General features: G+C 46.7%; 7 protein-coding genes. 4 read left to right on the forward strand and 3 right to left on the reverse strand.

Features of this window, described 5'->3' with window-relative positions; all coding sequences use genetic code 11:
• From AB1466_05120 to AB1466_05130, 3 genes are all read left to right on the forward strand, one after another.
• Positions 1-998, forward strand: a 998-nt coding sequence (locus AB1466_05120) for a polysaccharide deacetylase family protein (GenBank protein ID MEW6189474.1), incomplete at its 5' end; no start/stop codon positions are given.
• 27 nt (positions 999-1025) lie between these two features.
• Positions 1026-1922 (forward strand): polysaccharide deacetylase family protein, encoded by an 897-nt coding sequence (locus AB1466_05125; GenBank protein MEW6189475.1) that lies wholly within the window; start codon positions 1026-1028, stop codon positions 1920-1922.
• Between the two features lie 71 nt (positions 1923-1993).
• Positions 1994-2833, forward strand: a complete 840-nt coding sequence (locus AB1466_05130; protein MEW6189476.1) for a mechanosensitive ion channel domain-containing protein — start codon at positions 1994-1996, stop codon at positions 2831-2833.
• A gap of 32 nt (positions 2834-2865) precedes the next feature.
• Here AB1466_05130 and AB1466_05135 read toward each other — a convergent pair whose 3' ends face one another.
• Together AB1466_05135 and AB1466_05140 are read right to left on the reverse strand one after the other, a co-directional pair.
• The gene (locus AB1466_05135) at positions 2866-3729 is read right to left on the reverse strand and encodes a hypothetical protein (GenBank protein MEW6189477.1); all 864 of its coding nucleotides are present in this window, start codon (positions 3727-3729) and stop codon (positions 2866-2868) included.
• A gap of 42 nt (positions 3730-3771) precedes the next feature.
• On the reverse strand, positions 3772-4767 hold the full coding sequence (locus AB1466_05140; GenBank protein MEW6189478.1) for a glucosyl-3-phosphoglycerate synthase: 996 nt from the start codon (positions 4765-4767) through the stop codon (positions 3772-3774).
• Positions 4768-5047: 280 nt separating this feature from the next.
• Between AB1466_05140 and galT the strand changes: the two genes are divergently transcribed.
• Positions 5048-6055 (forward strand): galactose-1-phosphate uridylyltransferase, encoded by a 1008-nt coding sequence (galT, locus tag AB1466_05145; protein MEW6189479.1) that lies wholly within the window; start codon positions 5048-5050, stop codon positions 6053-6055.
• Between the two features lie 68 nt (positions 6056-6123).
• Here galT and AB1466_05150 read toward each other — a convergent pair whose 3' ends face one another.
• Complete coding sequence (locus AB1466_05150) at positions 6124-7383, reverse strand: hypothetical protein (GenBank protein MEW6189480.1); 1260 nt, start codon at positions 7381-7383, stop codon at positions 6124-6126.
• Positions 7384-7442: the final 59 nt, after the last annotated feature.

Raw genomic sequence — 7442 nt, forward strand, 5'->3', positions numbered from 1 at the left:
GAGGGGGAACCACCATAGAGCAGATCTTAAAAGAAAAGCGGATGCACCTCAAAAAAGGCGATCTTTACGATACGAATGGCCGGTTACTGAGGAAAGGATGTGGCGAACCACCAATTATCTGGTTGAATGGTCGCCGTGCGGGATTACGTGCTGTAGTAAAAAATGGGGATTCGATCATTGCCTCAAATGGTAAGCATCGAAGGGAGCGGGAACTCGAGAGAGTAAGGCTGATTTCCTCCAGCTGTAGGGTGGTTGGGAGGGGAGCGATTCTTTCCCTCGCCCAGGAGGGTCTACCGGGCATCGAAATCGAAAGGACGAAGGCTTACACGAGGAAACTGTGCTCAAGGAGGATGATCAGGTCTCCTCGATCCACAATTTTTCATAGAACAGACCCCCCAACTGGAAGAAGGGTCGCTTTGACCTTCGATGATGGTCCCGATCCCAGATATACACCAAAGGTGCTCGAAATTTTGAGGCAAAACGGAATTAAGGCTACATTCTTCGTCATCGGCGAGCAGGTTGAACGTTATCCCGAGATAATTAAAGAGGAAATTGTGGAGGGACACGAGATAGGAAATCACACCCTTTCTCACTCAAACCTACCGAAATACAACTGTGAACGAATACGTGCTGAAATTGAAGGCTGTGAGGAGGTCCTTCGGCGCGTGGGTGTCCCCAAGCCTCGCTATTTCCGCCCCCCGAAAGGACTCATAAATGGCCAAGCTTTCAAGGTTGCACGGGAAGAAGGCTATAAAGTCATCCTGTGGTCCATTGCAATGGAAAGTGGTTCGATATCGAATTCGGAGGGATTGCGGGAGAGAGTGGTTGAAGGCATCGGAAATGGGGGAGTCATTTTGGCTCACGACGGAAGACTGGATAGAGCGATGACTATTAGGACTTTACCCGGTATAATCAAAGCATTGAAGAAGAAAGGATTTAAGTTTGTCACCCTTTCAGAACTCTTCCAATCTTGGGGATCTGAAGAATCAACGATTTAACCACCGGAACTTGAGGGAGGTCGGGATTTGAAGCATACTAATTGGAAACATACTAGATACAAACTAATCCGCCGCTGGTTATTCACCTTGGCCTTGGTTCTTGTATCCGTGGTTTTATTGAGGCAAACCGCAGGGGGAAAACTTCATGAAATTGAGCGACTCCTGCAGATCATTTTCTTGACCGTGAGTGTCTCACTTTTATTGCTCGCCATTTTTCTGACTTATCATGTTTATCATGGTTTTGGTTCTCAGGAGGGAATATTCAGAAGAGACCCCTATGAACGTCTGGTCTCCATAACCTTCGATGATGGTCCCAACCCCATATACACGCCCCAAATCCTCGATATATTAAAGGGGAAAGGCGTTAAGGCGACCTTTTTTGTGGTGGGTAGGCAGGTGGAGAAATATCCCGATGTCGCCAGGAGGATAGTTGAGGAGGGCCACGATATCGGCAATCACACCTATTCTCACAGAGAATTGGTTCCGTCCACGAGGAGAATCGTTCTAAACCAGGTGAGAAAGGCTGATAGGATGATCCAAAAAGCCACCGGTGTCAAGACTCGCCTCTTTCGTCCTCCTCGAGGAATGTATAGCAATGCGGTGCGGAAGATACTCCGAGAAGAGGGATATAGGATAATTTTGTGGACGGTGAGTACCGCCGACTGGAGTGGCATAAGTTCCAAGGCCATACTCCGTCGGATTAAGCTATATCTGAGAAGGGGAGGAATAATTCTATTCCATGACAGCGGAGCCCTCTTGAGAAATGAGGGTGCTTCCCGTGAAAACACCGTGCAGGCACTCCCCATGGTCATCGATTATCTCCAGCAGAAAGGTTTCGAGATCGTTCCGATATCCGAGATGCTTAAGATGAGCCAAGGATTGATTGAAGAAGCGAAGGAGCTCGAGCTATTCGAGGAGGTGTAAGTGAAATCCTTCCCCAGAGGGGCTGGGACGAGATTTTTAAACGAGTTGCAAAATACATAATCGATAAGGGATTGGCGATCATTGTCATCCTCATTTTGAGCATCGTCGCGTATCGAGTTGGGTGCACGCTTATCCATAGAGTCGTGCATTTCAGGGTGAGAAAGAAAGAAGAGACGACTCCGGAGGCAATCGCCGCTCGCAAGAAAGCCCACACACTGGGAACCCTCTTTCAGAATCTGCTGAAATATTTGATCTTCTTCATTTGCGGTTTCATGATCTTAAAAGAATTGGGAGTGGATCCCGTCCCCATGATCGCCGCCGCCGGGGTCGTGGGCATCGCCTTGGGTTTCGGTGCTCAAAGCCTGGTGAGGGATGTGGTCTCCGGATTTTTCATCCTCTTTGAGGGCCAATACGCCGTCGACGACCTGGTGCATTTAAAAGCTGGACCCTATGAAGCCTATGGCACAGTGGAAGAGTTTGGACTCAGAGTAACCAAAATAAGGGATTTAAATGGGAACCTCCATTATGTACCCAATGGGAGTATAGTCGGCGTGGATAGGTACACCCATGGATATCTGGCCTATAATTTGGATTTCACCCTCCCATCCGATGTTGAAGAGTCTAAGGTAAAAGAGGCTTTGAGCCTTCTGGGCAAGGATTTAGCCCAGAGGCAACACTTTCTCCTAGCTCCGCCAAAGATGCTCGGCGTAATCCCCTTCGTCAATAAGATACTCGTGAGGATAAGGATTTACATCGTTCCCTTTCAAGATTGGGTCATAGATGAGTGTGTCCAGCACATCTCCCAGGAACTCAAGACAATTCTAAATCTTGAGAAAATTCCCCCTCCCGCCATATATCAGATCAGCGAAGAGGCTTTATCCAGATACAAAAAATCAATTGTGATAAAGTGAGAGGTCATGGGGTCACAGTCAAGAGTCAAGGGTTATGAGTGTAGTAGCCCGTTCTCGACCAGGAAGTGGATTACTTCGGCCCAGCCGATTCCCATCTCATCCTGGGTGAGGAAGACATTTTCTTGGGAAAGAATCTGCCCCCCGATATTGGAGTATTTGTTCAGGGCGTTTTTAACTATGAATACAGCTCCTACTGCGGGACTTAGGGCAACATCGGAGGGAGCGTCACCAATGGCGATAACGGCATTTTTGGGAAGTTTCCTCGTCTCTCTATCCTTTCGCACCCCTGATGCTTTATCGCTCCATCTTGGCAGCAGGTGATAGGCATGTACCTCTGGAATCTTTTCTAAAGAGCCCCTTTGGTTGATAATACCGTTGTCCACGATCTTAAGATCGGTGAAACCCTTTTCCCGGAGCAACTCATTGGCTTCGGTTACATCGATGTAACCCCTAAACAGGTGGGTGCACTCCTGCCCACCAGACCAGGGAGTATGGTATTCTAAGCGATTTGAAAAGGTCTTAAGGAGAAATTCTGGCGCTTTAGAATTGGCTATGGTATCGAATACATTTCCCTCGGTTATTTGAAAATTCCCCACATTTAGGATGACTTTTTCGCCCAGGTTATAAACTATTTCACAACCGAGCTCCGCTATATAATTTTTAAAACCCAAGATTCTGGCGTCCCCCAGGAGCTGATTTTTATGCCTCCCGGAAACCATGACCACATCTAAATTGCATTTGTGAATCAGAATGATGGCTTCCGCCATTTGCAGGGTATATTCTTTATCCGGTGTTAAAAAGAGACACCCTCCCGGTCCCAGAAGGGTCCCATCGACGTCCGTGTAAATCACCCTCACTTCATGGATGAGATTTTTTATCCTCTCTACACTCTTCACTATTGTTCTTTCTTCCAGGATTTCCCATCCCATTTGAGTTGATTATGGATCGACTTCCACTTGCATTTCCAGTTGTTTGCGGTAGGCTGTGTATTCGGGGACGCTATTTATGGGCGGTCTTTTTACTATCCTTATTTCGTTATCAGCCAAGGAGTATGCTCCTTCTCGATATTTTACGGTTCGCAGAACTTTATTTAGTCTCGTAAGGAGCCTAATTTTGTTGTCCTCATCGATGAGCTGAAAGACGGCTTGATAGATGGCGAATGCCATCCTTCCCAAGGCTCGAGTTGGCTGATTTGGGTGTATCCGCTTCTCCAAATCCACCTGAGCCATGGACATGAAACCAAATTGACGCCAAATTTCCACGAGTAGCCCAAATTCTACTGCATATCCCGTGTAGAAGGGGATACTTTCCAGCACTTCCCTTCTTCCCGCATATTCGCCGGAGAGAGGTTGAATAAAACAAGCTAGCTCGGGATAGAAGAGATTGAGGATTGGTCTTGCCAGAATTTCGGTGACTCTTCCGCCCCCCGTTTCTTTTAAGCGCCCATGTTCCCGAATGGGACGCTGATAAAATCCCTTCACAAAAGCGATTTCTGGATTGTGCAGAAGGGGACCAACCAACCCATATACGAATCGAGGGTGGATGTTTTCGATATCGGAATCGATCCAGATAATGATATCGCCGATGAGGACATGCAGACTTTTCCACAACGCCTCTCCCTTTCCCCACTCGGTACCCACCGTGGTCAGGATCTCATCGTCAAAATAGACTTCCGCACCTACCTCCCGTGCTATGGAAACCGTAGCATCCGTGGATCGACTGTCGATGATGGCGATTTGATCCAAAAGGGGATACTTTTCTACCAAGCTTTCTTTGATGACCGAAATGATTTCCCCAATGGTTTTTTCAACATTGAAGGTGGGCAGCCCCAAGCTAATGGACAAATTTTGCTCTTTTTTGAGTTTCACTAATTTGGAAATGTTGGAAAACTGCTTATGGTGGAAGGTACGCTCGCTGAACCACTTTTTGATCATGGCCTTGAGCACCTCCTTTTTTTATTTCTGTACTCGCTTTAGAAAATCCTTTTTATTGCCTGCAGGTTCTAAGTCAAACCCAGTTTACCATATTTCATCAATTTAAGCTTGAATATTTATTATAGCAGGTTATAAAGGACAATTTTTTACATGGAGCTTCATTTTCCAGAGCCTCACTCTCTTGCTTGAAGCATTTACATGGTTTACGATAAATTCTAATGCCATTGGAAATCGAGACGTTCTACAGACCCGTAGCGGATCTGCAGGAATTGGAGGAAAGATGTCCGAGATCAGAAAGGACCCTGCCAGCCACACCTGGATAATCTTGTCCACCGAGCGCGGGAAGAGACCTTCCGATTTTAGAGAAAGGGAGGTCGGCCCCCCGAGTGCCTTAAGACCCTGCCCATTTTGCCGTGGTGAGGAGATGGCTCCTCCTGAAGAGGTGCATGCCATATGGCCGGGGGAGATAGATAAGCGAACCAAAGGTTGGAAGACACGGGTGCTTCCCAACAAGTACCCAGCCCTTCGACCTAGCATAAGCTTAAGTCAAGCCGAGGCGGATACCATTTACCACCTCTTGAGTGGGGTGGGAGCTCACGAAGTGATCGTGGAGAGCCCAAATCATGAGGATACTCTGGTCACAATGCCCCCAGGTCAGATAGAGGCGATTATTCGCACCTACTGTCAGCGCTATAAGTTTTGGAGAAGGGATCCACGCGTCACCTTTGTACTAATTTTTAAGAACTATGGGCTGGCGGCGGGGGCCTCCTTAGAACACCCACATTCCCAATTGGTGGCTACTCCCATAATTCCACCCAGGATTTTTGAAGAACTTGAGGAGGCCAAGAACTATTATTTACGGAACAAGGAATGCATTTATTGCAGGATGATAAAGGCGGAAGCTGAAGCCAAGGTAAGCAGAAAGGTACTGGAAAACGATACCATGTTCGCCCTTTGCCCCTTTGCCTCTCGATTTCCATGCGAATTGCACATACTTCCAAAGAAACACACTGCAGCTCTTGAGGAAATAACGCAAAAGGAAGTGAGCGATTTAGCCAAAATGATCTCCGAAGTCTTCCGGAGAATGAGCAAGGTGTTGAATGACCCACCTTATAACTTCATGATTCACGTAGCACCCTTAAGGACACCGGGTTTGCTCTTTTATCACTGGCATATAGAGATAATCCCCAGGTTGACCATGCCCGCAGGATTTGAGTGGGGAACGGGAATTTATATTAACATCATTTCACCGGAGGATGCCGCCAAGGCATTGAGGGAAGCCAAATAACTATCGATAGAACTTGCGGTTCAAAAACTGGAGTCCGTACACGTTTAATGTCTGGCGATGTGCATTAACTACAGAGGGGTAACAATAGCAATCTGTAGATGATCTATCATAGTTTGAGCTTCCTGAATAAACTCCGTGGCAATTTCCACGGGGATCTCGATGCCACTCAGATCAGTCACCGTATCGATGAATGAAACGAGTGTCTTACTGGTAACGAATAGCTTATTATTTGCCTTTTTCTCATTTCCAGAAATAATAAATTCTAATGCTTGCTCCTTTGTGGTGATGGCTTTATCGATGGTAGATAATAGGTTTGCCTTAATGCCTGGATTTATGGTTGAAGCATCCACTTTCGCGTACAATTCCTCCAATTCTAAATCTATGTACTCGACCATGCTTCGCTTTGTCGCCTGAAGGGTAAGACTCGCAGATGCACTAGCCTTTACCAAGGGATCAGTTTGGGAAACGGCGGTGACCGTAAATCCATATATGGCATTTTCCATTCCAGCCCAGTCCTCGGGAGGGGTTATGGTTAAAGGAATTTGTATGGTTTCACCGGGTGCGAGAGTAACAGACGTGCTACCCAAGGACACCCAAGTGGGTTGTATCCGAGTGGGATATGCCAAGTATAATCCATCAAAATCTGCGTAATCCACAGAGAGGTTATAAGTGTCTGTAAGAGCTCCCTCGTTTTGAACCGAAATTGTGTAAGCGGCTACCTCTCCAGGATTAACGATAATGGAAGTTGGGCTGAGACTTACAGCCACGCCCAATGTGGGGACGGCGGTTACAGTATGGGTTACGATCACCGGATTGCTTGGATCGATGAAAACAACGCCGGTAACCAAATTCCAGAATTGACCGCTAATCGCTAGTGTGAATGTATAATCCCCGGGCTTCAAGGCTACAAATCCACTGTAGTTCCAAGTGATCGTATCCCCCAATAACATGGTGGGATTGTAGGCGAGAAAACCCCAGTTGCTGTATAAATTGGTGGTTCCAAATTCATCAAACACAGCGACATCGGATATAGTGTAGTTATTCTCGGGCCACTGCAGGCTAGTTCCAGTGGACGTGAAGGTAACAGCGGTTAAGTCCAAAGCTGGGGGAGCAGTTAGGGTGGGGAAAGCATTAGCATATAAGCCGCCATCCAACGGAGTTTCAAAGATGATGTTGATGCTGAAAGGCTCTCCCACAGCCACAGTTTGCGGTCCAGTAATTGTCGTGGTAACATAATTTGTTACAACGGTACCAGCGAGAGCAACGGTTGGAAACGTTAAAATAATTAAAGCTGCAATTATTCCCATTAAAATAAATTTCTTCGCCATCTGTATCATCCTCACTTAAACTCTCGGCAAAATTTTTATTAAAATCATCTTAGACCAAA

The sequence above is a fragment of the Actinomycetota bacterium genome (genome assembly GCA_040755895.1).
GTDB lineage: Bacteria > Actinomycetota > Aquicultoria > Subteraquimicrobiales > Subteraquimicrobiaceae > Subteraquimicrobium.